The organism is Candidatus Darwinibacter acetoxidans (assembly GCF_041936445.1).
Taxonomy (GTDB): domain Bacteria; phylum Bacillota; class Limnochordia; order Darwinibacteriales; family Darwinibacteriaceae; genus DTU010.
This window is the reverse complement of record NZ_JBHGXH010000151.1, coordinates 1-2,697: the sequence shown is the minus strand read 5'-3', so window position 1 is coordinate 2,697 and position 2,697 is coordinate 1. Positions and strand designations below refer to the sequence as shown.

General features: G+C 62.2%; 4 protein-coding genes. 1 reads left to right on the top strand and 3 read right to left on the bottom strand.

Going from position 1 to position 2,697, the window contains the following annotated elements; translation table 11 throughout:
- Genes ACE4YL_RS05585 through ACE4YL_RS05575 form a run of 3 tightly spaced genes read right to left on the bottom strand, consistent with a single transcriptional unit; the run spans position 1 to position 855 of the window.
- On the bottom strand, positions 1–330 hold the full coding sequence (locus tag ACE4YL_RS05585) for a hypothetical protein (RefSeq protein ID WP_461369350.1): 330 nt from the start codon (positions 328–330) through the stop codon (positions 1–3).
- Position 331: 1 nt separating this feature from the next.
- A complete protein-coding gene (locus ACE4YL_RS05580) occupies positions 332–457 on the bottom strand; it encodes a hypothetical protein (protein ID WP_461369349.1) in 126 nt (41 codons plus the stop codon).
- On the bottom strand, positions 454–855 hold the full coding sequence (locus tag ACE4YL_RS05575; protein ID WP_461369348.1) for a hypothetical protein: 402 nt from the start codon (positions 853–855) through the stop codon (positions 454–456). The genes ACE4YL_RS05580 and ACE4YL_RS05575 overlap by 4 nt, the downstream gene beginning before the upstream one ends.
- 623 nt (positions 856–1,478) lie before the next feature.
- On the opposite strand from ACE4YL_RS05575, the gene ACE4YL_RS05570 reads away from it, so the two are divergent.
- Positions 1,479–1,655, top strand: a complete 177-nt coding sequence (locus ACE4YL_RS05570) for a hypothetical protein (protein WP_461369347.1) — start codon at positions 1,479–1,481, stop codon at positions 1,653–1,655.
- Positions 1,656–2,697 lie beyond the last annotated feature (1,042 nt).

Genomic DNA, 2,697 nt, shown 5'->3' with positions numbered 1-2,697 from the left:
TCACAGTCGCGCCTCCTCCACCGTGTCGGGCTCCGGGCGCCACGGCGCCGCAGTCAGCTCTTCCAACTCTTCGGCGTAGTCCTCTGCGACCGACATGTTCCGCCAGCCGCGCCCGTCATGAATCTCCAGGCTGAGCCAGGGGCATTTGCCTCGCATCTCGGGCACGATTGCGACCTTTCGCCCGCCGTAGATCCGAAGGGCGAGTTCTTCCACTTCGATACTGCCGTCCTCGTCCACATAGACCGACACGCTGAGGATCTCCGCGCGCTGTAAGTCGTCCTTGATGATCGCCTCCAGGGTGCGGCACTCGTCCGCCGGGATCGGATCCATCTCAAGATCCCCCGCGCCCGGGCTCGATCGAGTTCCAGTTCTCCAGGATGGCCACGACCTCCCGGACTTCCGCGCGAAGCGCCTTCGCCTCCGCGCGCAGGGCTTGCACGTCCTCGACGGGGATCATGCAAACGACCTCACGAGGTCATGGTCGATCGGCTTCGCCTGCTTCCGGTCCGCGTCGATGATCGGGGCCGGCTCCGGCCGGGAGAGGATCGCCGCCGCCCGGGTCCCGGCGATGACCGCCCGGACCTGTGCGATCGGGCTCGTGTAGGTCTGTCCCTCAATCCGGAGGGTGATCGCCCGGCCGCTGCGGGAGACCCGGGCCGTCCCGCTCCACCCGATGAACACCTGGTCGGTGCTCCGGACCTGCACGAAGGAGACATCGACCTCTTTCCCGTCGAAGAGTTCCCGGACCGCCGCCGCACCGATCACCAGGTCGCCCGGTCCGTTCCTGCCGTCAATCTCCACCCGGAGGGCGTGCCGGTCGCGGGTGATTCTTCCCACCTTAACAAACTGAGTCATGGTTCTTGTCTCTCCTTTGTAATTTACCTTGTATACTACATACTACAACGTATAAGTATAAATACATTACCATGTAATATACTCTGTATGGGTAAGAAAGGAGAAGGTAAGATCCTTGCACAAGGTCCCGCACGAACCCGGTTTGTCAGCATCCCGGCCGATGTCGCCGGGGATTCTGCGTTTCCGTTCGTTGATGGGGAGAGAGTGACCATACAGATTGAGGGCGAAGAGATCCGGATCTCCAGGGCCGCGCCGGACCGGGGCGATCCCGATGCCTGAGTCATCCCGTCCGGGCCACGATGCCGCCGACATGCTCGTCTGTCCCGCCTGTGACGGGGAGGGGTCCACCGATTCATGGGGAGTCGTCGAGCAGTGCTCGCTCTGTCACGGGTCGGGGCTCGTAACTCCGGACAGGTGCGAGGAGTATCACCAGGAGATGATGAGGGGCCACCCCTGCCGGCCGGCGGGTGATCCCGGTGCCTGAGTCGGGGCGGCCGTCGCCGGTCACGTGGTCCCGGGTAGACCGGGAGCTATACCCGGAGATTGAGAAGGCGATCGCAGAGGCCTTCCCGGGAGAGAGTGACCGGGTGCGGCTCGCTGCCGTCAAGGTATGGGGTATCATCATGTCCCGGGTTCCTGCATCGGACCGCATCGAGGGTATGAGTTGGTGCCGGCACTTTGACCGGGCGATCGATCACCGCCTGGTCAAGGAAGACCGGCCGGCCTGCATCGAGGAGCGCCACGGGTGCGCCGGCTGTCCTGAGTCCACATACCGGGTGCATCGGGTGCCGGACCGCTAACCCCCTTTGTCCCGTGTACATTGTCCCTTTTTTCGGCCGATCTTCTCGCCGGTATAGTTCTCATCGGGTGCCGGCGAGATCCTCGATTATACGCACGATGTGAGGGTGTGGTATCGAGTCCTTCCGGTCCATGCGGGTGTGGGAACGCATGCTTTGTCAGAATTCTGACATGACAAAACCAAACAAATCGGACATTTGTAGCGGGGTGGGAACGCATGCTTTGTCAGAATTCTGACAAAGCAATCGATCGCCCCCTCGCGCGTGTAGGTGCGGGGTACCAAAGTGGACTTTTGGAGAATTCTCCAAAAGTGCCTCCTCGCGTGTGTGGGTGTCGATAGGGTGGACTTTGTCAGAATTCTGACAAAGTCCTCCAGGGCTCCCCGGTCCGGTGTCGGCCTGGTGCCGGTTGCGGTAAACGAATATTCCCCGCAAAAGTGCCGGTGCAAACCTGGTGCCTGCCTGGTGTCGGCCGGTGTCCGCGCCTGCATCAGTATTGCAGGCTTTGGAGAATTCTCCAAAGGCCGGGGGGCTGCCTGGTGTCGGCCGGTGTTCGGGAGGTGTCAGGGTATCACCCGGTCGGAGATCGTCCGGCTACGGGCTTCTGTGTAGGCCTCTCCTGCCGTTCTCCCGGAGGAGGGGCGCGGGTGTCGATCGGTTTACTTTTTGCAGAATTCTGCAAAAGGTTAAGATCTGTCCGTCGCCCCCCCTGGTTCTCCTTCGCCTTCACCGCTGCGTGTAGATGATCCCGTCGTGCCGCCCCTCCCGGGCTCCACGGGAAACGGCTTTTGTTTCCGGTGCATTGTTGCCACTCGTCGCTTCCCGGGCGGTATGCGTCGGCCGCATATACTCCGGTCTGTGGAGGAACTACGGGTAATATGCCGCGTATTCCGGGCGGGGGTTCCTGGAATGTTGCGCTATGTTGTGGGCCGGCCTCGTCGCTCTTCGTCGGTTCGGTGTTTCGGTATGGTTCGCACTGGTTCGCTTCAGGGGCGACCTGCCGGCCGTCTCGCATTGTCGCGCTATGTCGCGCCGCTATGCGCCG